Source organism: Microbacterium gorillae (assembly GCF_050990725.1).
GTDB lineage: Bacteria > Actinomycetota > Actinomycetes > Actinomycetales > Microbacteriaceae > Microbacterium > Microbacterium gorillae_A.
The window spans coordinates 1,043,647-1,058,273 of sequence record NZ_CP158844.1 but is presented as its reverse complement, the minus strand read 5'-3'; the positions used below and the strand labels follow the sequence as shown (position 1 = coordinate 1,058,273).

Genomic DNA, 14,627 nt, shown 5'->3' with positions numbered 1-14,627 from the left:
GGTGAACATGCATGATGCAGGTATGGTGGCGCGCATGTGCTTTTCCCCGGTGGCGGGTCGATCATGACCTCGGGCGTGGTGCCTGTCTTCGGTATCACCCTCGCCGCGGCGCGCGGGTCGCGCACCGTTTACACGCTGACGGGGCGGCGCGGGATGGACTCGCTGGCCGCAGACGGCGAGCTCGCGAGCATCGACCACGACGGCTTCCGCGGCCGACTGGTGTCGGTGCCGCTCGGCGAATCCGCGTTCGAAGATCTGCGGTGCTCCGCGTTCCGCTTCGAGCGCTCGGTCAGTGCCGCGGCGGCGATGACGGACGTGGCCCGGCTCATCTTCGTCGTGCACGGCGGCGTCACCGTGCAGGACGGCGCAGAGGAGTCGGAGATCCTCGCCGGACAGTGGGCTCTTCTCCCCGCGCGACGCTCGTTCGTGATGAGCAGCGACGGTTCGTCCCGATTGCTGAGTGTGCTCGTCCCCACCCGCAAGCTCCGCACACCTCGAGAACGTCTCGACGCCCTCGCGCTGCGCCCGCTGGCGGACACGGCGATCGGCCCCGCCTTCGAGAGCATGCTGCGCTCGCTCTCCTCGTCGGCCCCGGACGACAACACGGTGGAGGCGGACCTCACCGCCCACGCTCTGCTCGACCTGACCCGGGCGTTGCTTGCCGGTCAGCCCGATGGCGAACCGGACAGCCCGGACGATGCGGTACGCGCCCGCGTACACGATTTCATCGAGCACAACTACGCCGACCCGAACCTCCATGTGTCGGTGATCGCCGCCGCGCTCGGGGTGAGTGTGCGTCGGCTGCATCGATTGTTCGAGTCCGAGCCGCTGTCGATCTCGCAGTGCATCCGCCGCTGGCGCGTCACCGCGGCTGGTCGTGAGCTGCTCCTCACCGACGAACCCTTCGAGGCGATCGCCCGTCGTGTGGGGTTCGGATCCTCTGACACCGGCTATCGCGGCTTCCGCGACGAGTACGGCATGACGCCGGCGGAGTATCGCCGCCGCGGGCGGGTGTGATCCGTGCTCAGCTGCCGAGCACTCGTGCCAGGGCGTCTTCACGCACACTGAGATAGACGGCGATACGCCGATCCAGCTCGGCGGAGTCCGACGCACCGCGCTCGCGAGCGTCCTGGATGTCCTCGGCGAGCGTCACCAGCTGGGCATGCGCCTCGGCCGGGATGCGCGTCTGGAGCATTGCGAGGTCCTTGCGGTAGGTGTCGCTCACCGGACCCATGATGCTCCTCATCCGCCGCCTCGGATCGTGGCCGACGCCACAACCAAACGACTGTGCACCACCCATGATGCCGCAATTCAGGCCGGTCTGTGGCGCAGCATGTGTCAGCCGCACCGCCCAGGTCCGGCTTGGACGGCCGGCCTACCCGGCTCAGAGGGCGAGAAGTGCGATGCCCGCCATCACCACGATCGAGGCTCCGATCCGCAACCCCGGGCGCCCCTCCCGAAGCACGAAAGCGCCGAAGAGACTCACTAGAACAACGCTCACTTCCCGCGTCGGGGCAACCAGTGACACCGGCGCGATCGTCGTCGCGGCCAGCACGAGGATGTAGCTGAGGGGCGACAGCACCCCGAAGGCGAGGAGGCGCCGCCATTGGAGTCTGGCGAGCGGGACGACCTCGCGCCAGCGCCGCCCCAGAATCGCCCCGAACAGCACCACCTCGATCAGTGTGCAGCCCACCATGAACGCCACCGGCGAGATGTGCCAGACCCGCAGCGACTGGCTGTCCCACAGCGTGTACGCCGCGATGGCGAGACCGGTGAGCAGTCCGAAGACGATGGCGGGGTCCATCCCCCGCCGCTCGGACGGCCGACGCCCTCGATCCAGCAGCCCGATCCAGACGACGCCGGTGATCACCGCGATCACCCCGACGAGCGCGATCGGTGACGGGCGCTCTCCGAGCGCCAGCACCGCCACGATCACCGTGACCAGCGGCCCGGACCCGCGTGCGGTGGCGTACACGGTGGAGAGATTCCCCGCCGCGTAACCTCGCTGGAGCACCAGCATGTAGACCACGTGGAGCACGGCGGACACCGTGATCCCGAGAAGGAAGCCCGACCAGTCGTCGGTGCCGATGCCGCCGGTGAGCGGCACGATGGGCAGCCAGACGACGCCACTCGCCAGCGCACCGAGCCACAGGAACGGGAGTCCGGCACGGCTGGCACCGTGAGCGATCACGTTCCAGGCGGCGTGAGCGCACGCGGCGGCGAGAACGAGGACGAGAGCGAGAAGCGACATGAGAACCTTTCGCCCGTCGATTCATGGATCGACGAGCACCGGTCCTCCGGGCTTTTGTCCTGTCAGATGACGCCCGACTGTGTCGGACGTGGCGCCGCTCGGACCTGTCGAACGTGGTTCCGGAACCCTAGGCGCTGTCGGTTTCAGTGTAGGCGATGTCAATGTCATAACGAGGCTCGCACGTCGCTGTGCGGTGTCACGTCTGCGGCAGTACGCTCGCCGCATGACGGCACCATCTCGCAGCACACGGCGCACCCTCGCGGGCGCCCGACGCTTCACTGTCCTCCTTGGAGTCGGCGTGCTCGCCGGCACGCTCGCACTGGCGGGATGCGCGCCCGAGCCCACGGCGGGAGGCACCTCAGCGCCGCCCAGCAGTTCGGTCAGCGCGCCAACACCGTCCGCCAGCTCGACGTCGGCATCGTCTCCGACCCCGACGCCGGAGCAGTCGGCCGCAACGCCCGTCAGCCTGGATCTCGGTCTGGATGAGCTTGTCATCACAGACTCCAACGGCGACGAACAGGTGCTCAACATCACGACCGATCCTGCCGGTGTGCGCCAGGCTCTGTTCGATCTGTTCGGCGAGGTCGCAGCAACGCGCCCTGACGATCGCTATCCGATCGACCTGTACCAGTGGCCCGGGCTCACGCTCAACTGGATCGACGGCACTCCCGCCTCCGCGTCCGTGACATTCCTCGCTGCAGACGAGGGTGGGATCGCACTCACCTCCGGCGGGCTGAGCGTGGGTTCGACCGTAGCCGAGGTGGAGGCCGCCGGCGCAGAGATGACCCCTTACGGCACATACGACGATGTCACCGGTTACCGCCTGAACGTCGAGAAGGTGCCCGGCACCTCGTCACTGGCGAACCCCGGCGAGGAGGGCGTGCGCTACCTCAGCTTCTCCGTCGTGGGCGGCGTGGTGACCAGGCTCAGCGTGGGTAACGACTTCAGCGACCTCTGATCGACCGCCTCGGCCAGTACGTCAGCGCTCGGCGTTGACGTACTGGCCGAGGTGCTGACCGGTGAGCGTCGAGCCGTCTGCGATGAGCTGAGCGGGAGTCCCCTCGAACACCACCCGACCGCCGTCGATTCCCGCACCGGGGCCGAGGTCGATGATCCAATCCGCGTGCGCCATGACTGCCTGATGGTGCTCCACCACGATCACGGACTTCCCGGAGTCCACCAGACGATCCAGCAGCGCCAGCAGGTTCTCCACGTCCGCCAGGTGGAGCCCGGTGGTGGGCTCGTCGAGGATGTACACGTCGCCGCCCTCCCCCATCTGCGAGGCGAGCTTCAGCCGCTGGCGCTCGCCACCGGACAGGGTGGTGAGCGACTGACCGAGACTGATGTAGCCCAGACCCACGTCGGCGAGGCGGGCGAGGATCTTGTGTGCCGCGGGGAGCTTGGCGTCGCCATCCGCGAAGAAGGTCAACGCCTCCGCAACCGGCAGTGACAGCACTTCGCTGATGTCCTTGCCGCCGAAGTGGTACTGCAGCACCTGGTGGTCGAACCGCTTGCCCTCACACACCTCACAGGTGGTCTCCATCGTGGCCATCACACCGAGATCCGTGTAGATGACGCCGGCTCCGTTGCAGTTGGGGCAGGCACCTTCGGAGTTGGCGGAGAAGAGGGCCGGCTTGACGCCGTTCGCCTTCGCGAAGGCCCTGCGGATGTGCTCCAGGAGGCCGGTGTAGGTGGCGGGGTTGCTGCGCCGCGAACCCCGGATGGGCGCCTGATCGATCGACACCACTGACGCATCCTTCGGAAGCGATCCGTGCACGAGCGAGCTCTTACCTGAGCCTGCGACGCCGGTGAACACGACCAGCACTCCGAGCGGGATGTCCACGTCGACGTTTTGGAGGTTGTGGAGGTTCGCGCCGCGCACCTCGATGGCGCCGCGGGGTTCGCGCACCGTCGACTTCACGCCTACCCGCAGATCCAGGTGGCGACCGGTGAGCGTGTCGCTGGCACGGAGTCCGGCCACCGTGCCCTCATAGGTGATCTGGCCGCCCGCGGAGCCGGCACCCGGGCCGAGGTCGACCACGTGGTCCGCGATCGCGATGGTCTCCGGCTTGTGCTCCACCACCAGAACCGTGTTCCCCTTGTCGCGGAGGGCAAGCAACAGGCGGTTCATGCGCTCGATGTCGTGCGGGTGCAGGCCCGTCGTGGGCTCGTCGAACACGTAGGTCACATCCGTGAGCGAGGAGCCGAGGTGACGGATCATCTTGGTGCGCTGCGCTTCGCCGCCCGAGAGCGTGCCGGCCGGCCGATCCAGAGACAGGTAACCGAGCCCGATGTCGACGAAGCTGTCCAAGGTCTCCTGGAGTCCGATGAGAAGCGGTGCGACCGACGGCTCGTCCAGCGAGCGCACCCACTTCGCGAGGTCGCTGATCTGCATGGCGCAGGCATCCGCGATCGAGATACCCGCCACCTTCGACGAGCGCGCCGGCGCGCTGAGGCGGGTGCCATCGCACTCGGGACACACGATGAAGGTGACCGCACGATCGACGAACGCACGGATGTGCGGCTGCATCGCGTCGCGATCCTTCGACAGCATCGACTTCTGGATGCGCGGGATGAGTCCCTCGTAGGTGAGGTTCATCTTGTCGATCTTCACCTTGACAGGTGACTTGTAGAGGAAGTCATCGAGCTGCCGCTTCGTGAAGTCGCGGATCTTCGTGCTGCCGTCGAAGAAGCCGGACTCCGCGTACACGCGCGTCGCCCAGCCGTCGGGCGTGTAGCCGGGCACCTTGATGGCGCCCTCCAGCAGCGACAGGTTCTCGTCATAGACCTCGGTCAGGTCGATGTCGTTCACCGTGCCCATGCCCTCACACCGCGGGCACTGACCGCCCAGAATGGAGAACTCGGCGCGCTCCTTGACGGTGCGCCCGCCCTTCTCGACCGTGAGCGCTCCGGCACCGGACGCGGACGCCACGTTGAAGGAGAATGCCTGCGGGGAGCCGATGTGCGGCACACCGACGCGGGAGAACAGAATCCGTAGCATCGCGTTCACGTCGGTGGCGGTGCCCACCGTGGAGCGGGAGTTGGCCCCCATGCGCTCCTGGTCCACGATGATCGCGGTGGTGAGTCCCTCCAGCACGTCGACATCGGGACGGGCGAGCGACGGCATGAAGTTCTGCACGAACGTGGAGTACGTCTCGTTGATCATGCGCTGCGACTCCGCCGCGATCGTCGCGAACACGAGCGAGCTCTTGCCGGACCCGGAGACGCCCGTGAACACGGTCAGGCGACGCTTTGGAAGGTCGACGCTGACGTCCCGGAGATTGTTCTCTCGTGCTCCCACCACACGGATGAGGTCGTGGGTGTCGGCGATGTGTGCGTCGGTCATGATGCTCCCCAGTGTGCGGATCGACGGATGCGGCGGATAACAGCATCGCGCATGCCACCGACATTGCGCATCCGAAAGTGGGAAGCGGGCAGGAACGAAGAAGTCCGGGCTCAGTCCCGGACGACCGGCGCGCGGAAGAAGTCCACGCCGAGATCCGGATGATCGACGAACACGCCGTCCACCTGAGCGTCGCGGAGAATCGCCCACTCCCCCTCGTAGTCGCCGAACTCGGCCTTCGCACCGGTGCGGAACTGCTTCAGCAGGAACGCGTTCTCCGGTCGTGCCGTCCAGGTGAACACCTGAAGGCCGCGCTGGTGCGCATCCTCGACGACGGGGGCCGGCCCCCGCGAGCGGCCGAGGCGATCGGGACGCAGGATGCTCTTCTTGTCGAGGCTGATCCCGTCCACCTGGGCCGCGAGCACATCCAGGCCGCGCGGACTGAGCTGATCGGCATAGGACGGAACCCCTGCGGCGCGGGAGGCGCGCAGGTCATACGCGGTCCCTGCCGCTTCCAGGAGGTACACGTAGGTCGCCGGAAGCCCCTCCTGCTGCAGCCGGGTGATCACCGACTGCTCGAAGGATTCGATCACCAGCGGATGCTCTCCGCTTCCCCAGCCGCACGCGTCCAGTTCTGCCAGCAGCAGGGGCACGTGGTCGAGCCCGATCCCGGCGAAGTAGGTGGCGTGCTTGATCTCCACCACCACACCGATCTCACGCCCCTGTTCCAGGGACGCGTGACGCACGAGGTCCAGCACATCGCGCAGGCGCAGCATCGGCTGCCGATCGTCATAGGTGGCGCTGGTGGTGCGAAGTGCGGGGATCCGCTCGCGCACCCGCAGGGTGGAGAGCTCCTCCCACGTGAAGTCCTCGGTGAACCATCCGGTCTGCTCCGTGCCGTCCACGCGCTTGGTTCTGCGGCGATCGGCGAACTCCGGATGGTCCGACACATCGGTCGTTCCCGAGATCTCGTTCTCGTGCCGGACGATCAGCACCCCGTCCCGGGAGACCACGACGTCCGGCTCGACGGCATCCGCACCCATCGCGAGGGCGAGATCGTAGGCGGAGGGAGAGTGCTCGGGGCGGTACCCGGGCGCTCCACGGTGGCCGATGACGAGAGGGCGACGACGAGGCACCGGCCCATCGTAGTCGGCGCGTCTGGACGGGCACCGACCCATCGTCATGCGCGCGTCTGGCCGCGCGTGAAAAGCACGCTCACACGAGCGGAATGCTGTTCGCCCCCTGAGAATCCGCGAAACCTCTCACATCCCGCCCGTAGAATAGAGAACACCGTGTCCTTGACACACAGCATTGGAGCGTGAGCCGCAATGGCCCTTCGAAACCCGATCTTCAGCAACTCGGCGTTCCAGGAGCGTAATGCTCCCGCCGTTCCGGTTGCTCCTGCGGGAGCGCAGACGACTGGACTCGTGCCGCCGCCCGCGCAGGCCGGCTACACCCTGAACGGACAGCCGTACGCCCCGAACCCGCAGGCCGCCGGCCAGAACGCGCAGTGGGCAGCCTCCCAGCAGGCAGCTCAGAACGCGGCGGTGCAGGCCAACCTGGAGGGCATGTACGCCGCTCCCCCGGCCAGCGCGATCGACCACGGCCGCATGACCTACGAAGACACCATCTGGAAGACGGCGGCGCTCTTCGGCGTGCTGCTGGTCACCGCGGTGGTCGGCTGGGTGTGGGCAGCTGGCGGAATCGATGTGACGTACCGGCAGCCGACCAACATGGTCCCGTGGATGCTCGGTGCGCTCGGCGGATTCGTCCTGGCGATGGTGGTGACCTTCACCTCGCGCAAGAAGGTCCGTCCCGCTCTGATCTTCGCCTACGCCGCGCTCGAGGGTCTGTTCATCGGTGCCATCTCCGCCACGTTCGAGGCGTTCTGGCCTGGTGTGGTCATGCAGGCCACGCTCGCCACGATCGCCGTGGTCGGTGTGACTCTCGCGCTCTTCGCGAGCGGCAAGATCCGTGCCAGCAAGCGCGCCACCAAGATCTTCCTGATCGCCATGGTCGGTTACCTGGTGTTCTCGCTGCTCAACCTGATCCTCATGTGGACCGGCGTGCTGAGGGAGGGCTTCGGCATGTACAGCGCGACGCTCAACATCGCCGGTTTCGGCGTCCCGCTCGGCCTCATCATCGGTGTGCTCGTCGTCATCATGGCCGCCTACTCGCTGGTGCTCGACTTCGACGGCATCCAGCAGGGCGTCCGCAACGGCGCTCCCCGTAACCTCGCCTGGTACGCCGCCTTCGGCGTCATGGTGACGGTCGTGTGGCTGTACGTCGAGATCCTGCGCATCATCGCGATCGCGCGAGGCAACGAGTAACCCTCACCCCTTGCAGCGAACGGGGCCGGATTCTTCCGGCCCCGTTCGTCGTTTCTGCCGGGAGGGTGGAGACTGGAAGAGTGAATCAGCAGGTCAAGTTCCAGCGCGCCCTCATGCTCGCCGATCGCAAGCAGTTCGAGAAGGCGGAAGCCCTGCTGCGCGAGGTGGTCGACGCCGACCCGAGCACCGTGGTCGGCTGCCAGGCGGCGGTGGCTCTCGGTGAGCTCGTGAGCTTCGCGGATCCGGATGCGGCGCAGGACATCCTCGACGCAGCCGTCGAGAACATGGCGCCGCACGCCGACAACCCGGTGCTCGACTGGGAGCGTCAACGCGTCGAGGAGCTGTTCGCGGAGATCGCCGAGGCCTGAGCCTCAGCGCGGTGAACGTCCGTGCCGGGAACGTCAGCGACGGCGCGGACGCTCCGCAACATCCGCCAGCAGGCGCACCAGCGCCTCGGTGGTGGCGGCTCGGGAGCGCGACTGGGCCGCCCGGTGCGCCTCGTCGACCAGCCGCGCGTGCAGCTCGTCGTCCGTCAGTACGCGCAGGACCGCGTCAGCGAACGCCGACTCGTCCCCCGATGTGATGAGCACGCCGCCGCCATCGCCAAGCGCTTCCGCAGGCCCGTACCGGACGTCGTAACTCACCACTGGCGTACCGTGCGCGAGCGCTTCCAGCACCGCGAGCCCCTGACCCTCGAACGCCGTGGTGAGCAGCAGCACCGCCGGATCATCCAGCACCGTATCGGGGTCCGAGATCTGGCCGTGCAGGATCACACGACCCGTCAGACCAAGCTCGGCGATCAGCGCCTCGATCGCCGGGCGCGACGGACCCTCGCCGTAGATGTCGAGGACCGCGTCGGGCAGCTGGTCGACCACGCGACGCCAGGTGCGCACGGCGTGATCGAGCCGCTTGCCCGGGGCGAGGCGGTTCACCATCACCCCACGGTGCCGGTCGCGCTGTTCCGAGCGGCGCGGCGTCGCAACGGCTGTGACTCCGAACGGCAGCACCTCATCGATCCGATCCCCGCCGAAGCGCGCGATCACGTCGTCCCGCTGCGCGGCGGTCAGCCAGACCACCGCGTCGAACGCACCAGCCACATCCAGCCAGCGCTGCCAGAGCGGGAGGATTGGAGCGTCCGGCGTGTATGGCTCCCCGATGTGAGCAGTGTGCGTGGTGTGCACGAGTTTCGCGGGCGAATCCCACTCGACAAACAGCTCCCCCAGCTGGCGCGCTTCGATGATCACCACGCTCGGTCGGTCATCGCCCGTGGTCGCCAGGATGTGGTCGAGCCACGCCCGGTACAGGCCTCCGAAGCCGTCGAGCACCCCCGCCACCGAGCCGTCCGCCGCGCGCACCACCACTGGTGCCGTGCTCAGATGCCAGTCCGGGTCGCCGACAATCACGGGCAGTTCGATGATCGGGGCCGTCTCGGGAATCGATCGGTACTCCAGCGACGGATCTGGTTCGCCCGGTCGAGCGGCCGCCCGAAGCCACGACGGATCCGCCACGGCCTCGTCGAACAGATTCCGGAGCCGCTCCGGCCGATCCAGCTCACCACGGCGGACGAACTCGGCGCGGTGTGCGTCGTGATCCGCAACGGTCCCCGGATCCACGGTCAGCAACTCGGCCTCGATCCCGGCATCGAGGAGATCGCGTGCTCGGCCGAGAACAGCGCGGCAGAACCCGCCGTCCAGGTCCGGGATCAGCCGGGACGCAAGCACGAAGCACCTGACCGCGGGCGCGGCCAGGTGCTTCGACGACATCACTCCCACTCGATGGTCCCCGGCGGCTTGGACGTGACGTCCAGCACGACGCGGTTGACATCGCGCACCTCGTTGGTGATGCGGTTGGAGATCTTGGACAGCACGTCGTACGGCAGGCGCGACCAGTCGGCGGTCATCGCGTCCTCGCTGGAGACCGGACGAAGCACGATCGGGTGGCCGTAGGTGCGGCCGTCGCCCTGCACGCCCACCGAGCGGACGTCGGCGAGCAGCACCACCGGGCACTGCCAGATCTCGTTGTCGAGACCAGCGGCGGTGAGCTCCTCGCGGGCGATGGCATCGGCGTCGCGGAGCAGGTCCAGTCGATCCTGGGTCACCTCGCCGATGATGCGAATGCCGAGACCGGGGCCGGGGAAGGGCTGACGCGAGACGATCGCCTCGGGCAGGCCCAGCTCACGACCGATCGCACGGACCTCGTCCTTGAAGAGGGTGCGCAGGGGTTCCACGAGCTCGAACTGCATGTCCTCCGGGAGGCCGCCCACGTTGTGGTGGCTCTTGATGTTCGCGGTGCCAGCGCCGCCGCCGGACTCGACCACGTCCGGGTACAGGGTGCCCTGGACCAGGAACTTGATCGGCTCGCCGGCTTCCTTGGCCTCGTCGACCAGCTGGCGCTGCACGGCCTCGAACGAGCGGATGAACTCGCGGCCGATGATCTTGCGCTTGGTCTCCGGGTCGGTGACTCCGGCCAGGGCGTCGAGGAACTGCTGGCGGGCATCGACGGTGACCAGGCGCACTCCGGTGGAGGCGACGTAGTCGTTCTCCACCTGCTCGCGCTCGCCCTTGCGCAGAAGTCCGTGGTCCACGAACACCGCGATGAGCTGGTCGCCCACCGCCTTGTGCACCAGCGCGGTGGACACGGCGGAGTCGACGCCGCCGGACAGCGCGGAGATCACGCGAGCCGAACCCACCTGGGTGCGGATGCGCTCGACCTGCTCGGCGATGACGTTGTCGCTGTTCCAGTCGGCGGGAAGACCGGCGGCGCGGTGCAGGAAGTTCTCGATGATCGCCTGACCGTGGGTCGAGTGCTTCACCTCGGGGTGCCACTGCACGCCGTAGAACTTCTTCTCGTCGTTGCTGAACGCGGCCACGGGAGCGCCCGCGGTCGAAGCGTTCACTGTGAAGCCCTCGGGTGCCTTCGCGACCGAGTCGCCGTGACTCATCCACACGTTCTGCTCCACGGGCACACCCTGCAGGATGACGCTGTCGGTGCTCGTGGTGGCATCGGTCGCGCCGTACTCGCGCAGGCCGGTGGCCGCCACCTCTCCGCCGAGAACCTGGGCCATGTACTGGAAGCCGTAGCAGATGCCAAGCGTCGGAACCTCGAGGTCGAACACCGCCGGGTCGAGCTTCGGGGCACCCTCCTCGTACACCGACGACGGGCCGCCGGAGAGGATGAGTCCGAGCGGGTTCTTCGCGGCGATGTCCGCCGCGGTCGCGGTGTGCGGCACGATCTCGCTGTAGACGCCGGCTTCGCGCACACGACGTGCGATCAGCTGCGCATACTGGGCGCCGAAATCGACGACCAGAACCGGCCGCTGCGCGGTTTCGGGGGTCTCGGTCACTTGCTGCCTTCCGTGGCTGGAGTGGGGGTAACGGATGCGGATGCCGCCTCGTCCGCCTCGCGCTTGGCGAGGTAGGCCTTGACGTCGCGTGCCACGCGCGCCTCCATGAAGAAGGAGAGCAGCGGAATGACACCGCCGAGGGCGAGCATGATGAAGCGCGGGAACTGCCAGCGCATCAGGGACCAGATGCGGAAGCAAGCGAAGAGGTACACGACGTAGAACCAGCCGTGAACCACGAGGATCGCGAGCGACACGTTGAAGCCCTGACCGGTGGATTCCAGGCCGTTCGCCGTCTCGACGACAGGCTTGAGTGCGATCAGGCCGGACGGATCGCCGAGGAACAGCTCCAGGTGGATCGGGGTGTACTTCAGCACCATCTCGACGCAGAGCAGCAGCAGGAAGACACCCGTGATGATCGAGGCGATCTGGTAGAACTTCAGCGCTCCGCGGATCGCCGGGAAGGTGGCGAGTTTGGGTGCGGGCATGCCCCTAGTCTAGCCGCTCGTTCCTGACCGCCCGATCGGTGCGCGCCTCCCCTCCGCCGGGCGTGACGGCTCCCCCGTCGCTCCCCCGTCGCTCCCCCGTCGCTCCCCCGTCGCGCGCGAGACCTCCGTCGTCCCCAAGGCCCCCGTGACCCCCGCGAGACTTCCGTCTGTGGGTGAGAATCGCCGCGTTGCGCGGATTCTCGCCCACAGACGGAAGTCTCGCGGGTTATGGGGTGCCGTTGTCGTCTAGCGTCAAGGAGTGCGCTGGAGGGCGGCAGCGGCCTGGCGGGCAGCGCCGAGGGCGACGTACTCTGCGGGAGCAGGCACCTCCACCGGCAGACCGAGGACAGCGGGGGCGATCGACTGCACGGCGGCCGATCGCGCGCCGCCGCCGATCAGCAGCACCCGCTGCAGGGGCACGCCGAGATCACGAAGCGCGTCGAGACCCGCGGCAAGGCCGCCGAGCATCCCCTCCACCGCGGCCCGAGCCAGGTTTTCACGGGTGGTCGATGCGAGCGTCATCCCGGTGAGCGAGGCGGTCGCATCGGGAAGGTTCGGGGTGCGCTCCCCCTCGAAGTACGGCACGAGCGTGAGCCCGCCCGCCCCCGCCTCGGCCGCCAGAGCGAGACTGCTCAGCTCGTCCACGTCCACGCCGAGCAGTGCGGCGGTCACCGTCAGCACGCGAGCCGCGTTGAGGGTAGCGACCAGGGGCAGGAATGCCCCGTCCGCCGACGCGAAGCCGGCGACGGTGCCCGACGCATCGACCGTACGCTCGGCGCTCACCGCGAACACCGTTCCGCTGGTGCCGATCGACACCACGGCGTCTCCGATTCCGGCACCCACACCCAGCGCGGCGGCCGCGTTATCGCCGGCGCCGGGGGCGACCACGGTCTCCGCCGCGAATCCGGCGTCGGTCGCGGCCGCGACACGCACCGATTCGTCCGCACCGAGAACGCGCGGCAGCACGGCGTCGTGACCCAGCGCCGCGATCAGCAGTTCGCGATCGTAGCCGTCGGTCGCGGGATCCCAATAGCCTGTGCCGGAGGCATCGGAGCGATCGGTGACCAGCTCGTCGAGCACCGGCCCCAGCGGAGACGTGCCGCGTGGCCCGTACCCGCGCAGCCGCCACGTCAGCCAGTCGTGCGGCAGGGCGACGGCAGCGACGCGCGCCGCGGCCTCCGGCTCCGCATCGCGCAGCCACCGCAGCTTCGTCGCGGTGAAGGAGGCCACCGGCACCAGTCCCGTGCGCTGCGCAAGAGCCTCAGCACCGAACTCGCCGATGAGCTCCTCCGCAGCGCCGGCGGAGCGCGTGTCGTTCCACAACAGGGCGGGACGGATCACCTCGCAGTTGGCGTCCAGCACCACCATCCCGTGCTGCTGTCCGCCGACCGACACCGCGGCGACGTCGGACACGCCACCGGCGTCGGCGATCGCCTCGATCAGCGCCCGCCACCAGTGCGCGGGATCCACCTCGGTGCCGTCGGGGTGGGCCGCCCGTCCCTGACGGACGACCTCCCCCGTGGCGGCATCGACGACGACCACCTTGCAGGACTGCGTGGACGAATCGATTCCCGCGACGAGCGTCTGCTCAGCCACGCGCACCCATCAGGTGCTCGGCGGCGAGCTGCTGCAGGCGAACGAAGCCGAATCCGCGACCGCCGAAGTAGGCGTTCGCGTCGAAGTCCTCGTAAGCGGACCGGTCCGCGAGCAGGTCGTTGTAGGTCTCGCCGTCGGACAGGGTGTTCTGACGCAGTTCGTCCACGCGCGCGGCGGCCAGTGCTTCCTGAACCTCGGGGTCCGCGCGGAAGGCGGCCGCGCGCTCCTTCAGCAGCAGGTACATGCGCATGTTCGCGGCGGCGGAGTCCCAGACGCCGGTCTCGTCCTCGGTGCGGCTCGGCTTGTAGTCGAAGTGACGCGGGCCCGTGTACGCGGGGCCGCCGTCGGCACCGCCGTGCTCCAGCAGGTCGACCAGGGCGAACGCGTTGTGCAGGTCGCCGTGACCGAACACGAGGTCCTGGTCGTACTTGATGCCGCGCTGACCGTTGAGGTCGATGTGGAAGAGCTTGTCGTGGTACAGCGCCTGCGCGATGCCGGCCGCGAAGTTCAGCCCGGCCATCTGCTCGTGGCCGACCTCGGGGTTCAGGCCCACCAGCTCCGGACGCTCCAGCGAGTCGATAAACGCCAGCGCGTGACCCACCGTCGGCAGCAGGATGTCGCCGCGGGGCTCGTTCGGCTTCGGCTCGATCGCGAAGCGGATGTCGTAGCCCTTGTCGGTCACGTAGTCGCCGAGCAGGTTCACGGCCTCGCGATAGCGCTCCAGCGCCGCGCGCACGTCCTTCGCGGAGTCGTACTCGGCGCCCTCACGACCGCCCCACATCACGAACGTCTTCGCACCCAGCTCGGCGGCGAGGTCGAGGTTGCGCAGCACCTTGCGCAGCGCGAAGCGACGAACCGCGCGGTCGTTGGAGGTGAAGCCGCCGTCCTTGAAGACCGGAGCGGAGAACAGGTTGGTGGTGACCATCGGAACCACGAGGCCGGTGTCTGCGAGGGCACCCTTGAGTCGGTCGATCTGCGTCTGGCGCTCGGCGTCCGTGGATCCGAAGGCGAACAGGTCGTCGTCGTGGAACGTCAGGCCGTACGCGCCGAGCTCGGAGAGCTTCTCGACGGCGTGCACGACGTCCAGTGCCGGCCGGGTCGGTCCGCCGAAGGGATCGGCGCCGTTGTAGCCGATGGTCCAGAGACCGAATGAGAAGCGGTCTTCGCGGGTGGGGGTGGTCGTCATCGTCTCGCCCTTCGGGGAAATCGGTATATGTTGTGATGCACAACATATTGCGAGAAGATCGTGAGCGCAACCCCTGTCACACTGAAGTGTTCG

At 68.1% G+C, this 14,627-nt stretch carries 13 protein-coding genes; 4 read left to right on the top strand and 9 right to left on the bottom strand.

Going from position 1 to position 14,627, the window contains the following annotated elements:
* Window positions 1-63: 63 nt before the first annotated feature.
* Window positions 64-1,017, top strand: a complete 954-nt coding sequence (locus ABTV68_RS04620) for an AraC family transcriptional regulator (protein ID WP_433676447.1) — start codon at window positions 64-66, stop codon at window positions 1,015-1,017.
* Between the two features lie 7 nt (window positions 1,018-1,024).
* Here the strand turns inward: ABTV68_RS04620 and ABTV68_RS04615 are convergent, their stop codons facing one another.
* Both ABTV68_RS04615 and ABTV68_RS04610 read right to left on the bottom strand, forming a co-directional pair.
* Window positions 1,025-1,225, bottom strand: coding sequence for a hypothetical protein (locus ABTV68_RS04615; protein ID WP_433676446.1), 201 nt, complete (start codon window positions 1,223-1,225; stop codon window positions 1,025-1,027).
* A 159-nt stretch (window positions 1,226-1,384) separates the two neighbouring features.
* The gene (locus tag ABTV68_RS04610; protein WP_433676445.1) at window positions 1,385-2,251 is read right to left on the bottom strand and encodes an EamA family transporter; all 867 of its coding nucleotides are present in this window, start codon (window positions 2,249-2,251) and stop codon (window positions 1,385-1,387) included.
* Window positions 2,252-2,474: 223 nt separating this feature from the next.
* On the opposite strand from ABTV68_RS04610, the gene ABTV68_RS04605 reads away from it, so the two are divergent.
* Window positions 2,475-3,209, top strand: a complete 735-nt coding sequence (locus ABTV68_RS04605; protein WP_433676444.1) for a hypothetical protein — start codon at window positions 2,475-2,477, stop codon at window positions 3,207-3,209.
* A 21-nt stretch (window positions 3,210-3,230) separates the two neighbouring features.
* Here the strand turns inward: ABTV68_RS04605 and ABTV68_RS04600 are convergent, their stop codons facing one another.
* Together ABTV68_RS04600 and ABTV68_RS04595 are read right to left on the bottom strand one after the other, a co-directional pair.
* Window positions 3,231-5,597 (bottom strand): ATP-binding cassette domain-containing protein, encoded by a 2,367-nt coding sequence (locus tag ABTV68_RS04600; RefSeq protein WP_433676443.1) that lies wholly within the window; start codon window positions 5,595-5,597, stop codon window positions 3,231-3,233.
* A gap of 110 nt (window positions 5,598-5,707) precedes the next feature.
* The gene (locus tag ABTV68_RS04595; protein WP_433676442.1) at window positions 5,708-6,730 is read right to left on the bottom strand and encodes a glycerophosphodiester phosphodiesterase family protein; all 1,023 of its coding nucleotides are present in this window, start codon (window positions 6,728-6,730) and stop codon (window positions 5,708-5,710) included.
* A gap of 192 nt (window positions 6,731-6,922) precedes the next feature.
* Here ABTV68_RS04595 and ABTV68_RS04590 point away from each other — a divergent pair, with 192 nt between their 5' ends.
* Window positions 6,923-7,924 carry a Bax inhibitor-1/YccA family protein gene (locus ABTV68_RS04590; RefSeq protein ID WP_433676441.1) on the top strand — a complete coding sequence of 334 codons (1,002 nt, stop codon included), beginning with the start codon at window positions 6,923-6,925 and terminating at the stop codon, window positions 7,922-7,924.
* Between the two features lie 80 nt (window positions 7,925-8,004).
* Entirely contained in the window at window positions 8,005-8,292 is a 288-nt protein-coding gene (locus ABTV68_RS04585) for a hypothetical protein (RefSeq protein WP_433676440.1), read from the top strand.
* Between the two features lie 33 nt (window positions 8,293-8,325).
* Here the strand turns inward: ABTV68_RS04585 and ABTV68_RS04580 are convergent, their stop codons facing one another.
* The 5 genes from ABTV68_RS04580 to xylA all read right to left on the bottom strand — a co-directional run bounded on the left by ABTV68_RS04580 (window position 8,326) and on the right by xylA (window position 14,534).
* A complete protein-coding gene (locus tag ABTV68_RS04580; protein WP_433676439.1) occupies window positions 8,326-9,687 on the bottom strand; it encodes a glycosyltransferase in 1,362 nt (453 codons plus the stop codon).
* The gene (gene guaA / locus ABTV68_RS04575; protein WP_433676438.1) at window positions 9,687-11,267 is read right to left on the bottom strand and encodes a glutamine-hydrolyzing GMP synthase; all 1,581 of its coding nucleotides are present in this window, start codon (window positions 11,265-11,267) and stop codon (window positions 9,687-9,689) included. Before guaA ends, ABTV68_RS04580 begins: the two co-directional genes overlap by 1 nt.
* Window positions 11,264-11,752 (bottom strand): DUF3817 domain-containing protein, encoded by a 489-nt coding sequence (locus ABTV68_RS04570; RefSeq protein WP_433676437.1) that lies wholly within the window; start codon window positions 11,750-11,752, stop codon window positions 11,264-11,266. The genes guaA and ABTV68_RS04570 overlap by 4 nt, the downstream gene beginning before the upstream one ends.
* A 252-nt stretch (window positions 11,753-12,004) precedes the next feature.
* Entirely contained in the window at window positions 12,005-13,348 is a 1,344-nt protein-coding gene (gene xylB, locus ABTV68_RS04565; protein WP_433676436.1) for a xylulokinase, read from the bottom strand.
* Window positions 13,341-14,534 carry a xylose isomerase gene (gene xylA / locus ABTV68_RS04560; RefSeq protein WP_433676435.1) on the bottom strand — a complete coding sequence of 398 codons (1,194 nt, stop codon included), beginning with the start codon at window positions 14,532-14,534 and terminating at the stop codon, window positions 13,341-13,343. The genes xylB and xylA overlap by 8 nt, the downstream gene beginning before the upstream one ends.
* Window positions 14,535-14,627: the final 93 nt, after the last annotated feature.

What these genes read in the sequence shown, in the direction of transcription:
- ABTV68_RS04620 (WP_433676447.1), top strand. Translation starts at nt 64, where the DNA reads ATGACCTCGGGCGTGGTGCCTGTCTTCGGTATCACCCTCGCCGCGGCG.
- ABTV68_RS04610 (WP_433676445.1), bottom strand. Translation starts at nt 2,251, where the DNA reads ATGTCGCTTCTCGCTCTCGTCCTCGTTCTCGCCGCCGCGTGCGCTCAC.
- ABTV68_RS04605 (WP_433676444.1), top strand. Translation starts at nt 2,475, where the DNA reads ATGACGGCACCATCTCGCAGCACACGGCGCACCCTCGCGGGCGCCCGA.
- ABTV68_RS04600 (WP_433676443.1), bottom strand. Translation starts at nt 5,597, where the DNA reads ATGACCGACGCACACATCGCCGACACCCACGACCTCATCCGTGTGGTG.
- ABTV68_RS04590 (WP_433676441.1), top strand. Translation starts at nt 6,923, where the DNA reads ATGGCCCTTCGAAACCCGATCTTCAGCAACTCGGCGTTCCAGGAGCGT.
- ABTV68_RS04580 (WP_433676439.1), bottom strand. Translation starts at nt 9,687, where the DNA reads ATGTCGTCGAAGCACCTGGCCGCGCCCGCGGTCAGGTGCTTCGTGCTT.
- ABTV68_RS04570 (WP_433676437.1), bottom strand. Translation starts at nt 11,752, where the DNA reads ATGCCCGCACCCAAACTCGCCACCTTCCCGGCGATCCGCGGAGCGCTG.
- xylA (WP_433676435.1), bottom strand. Translation starts at nt 14,534, where the DNA reads ATGACGACCACCCCCACCCGCGAAGACCGCTTCTCATTCGGTCTCTGG.